The sequence below is a fragment of the Bradyrhizobium sp. NBAIM03 genome, from assembly GCF_020194055.1.
GTDB classification, from domain to species: Bacteria; Pseudomonadota; Alphaproteobacteria; order Rhizobiales; family Xanthobacteraceae; genus Bradyrhizobium; species Bradyrhizobium yuanmingense.
Genome location: NZ_JADYVS010000180.1, coordinates 1 through 432, shown reverse-complemented (window position 1 = coordinate 432; position 432 = coordinate 1). Strand labels below are relative to the sequence as shown.

General features: G+C 38.7%; 1 protein-coding gene. It reads left to right on the top strand.

The genetic code is table 11. The annotated features are described in order from the left end of the window. Positions 1-432: alpha/beta hydrolase (locus tag I6F21_RS37985; RefSeq protein ID WP_225184415.1), on the top strand; the 432-nt coding region annotated here is incomplete at both ends.

Below are 432 nucleotides of genomic sequence, written 5' to 3'. Positions count from 1 at the left end.
GTATTATATGCACATGGAGGCGCATGGTTCCAAGACCCACTCAAAATTCATTTCGAATTTATTGATGAACTTGCAGAAACACTCAATGCTAAAGTCATCATGCCAGTATATCCGAAGATTCCGCATCAAGATTATCAAGCGACGTATGTGCTTTTTGAAAAGTTGTACCATGATTTATTGAATCAAGTAGCAGATTCTAAACAAATCGTTGTAATGGGTGACTCTGCGGGCGGTCAAATTGCTTTATCATTTGCTCAATTGTTAAAAGAAAAACATATTGTGCAACCAGGACATATTGTATTAATTTCACCAGTTTTAGATGCAACGATGCAGCATCCTGAAATTCCTGACTACTTAAAGAAAGACCCAATGGTAGGTGTGGATGGCAGTGTATTCTTAGCTGAACAATGGGCAGGGGACACACCTTTAGAT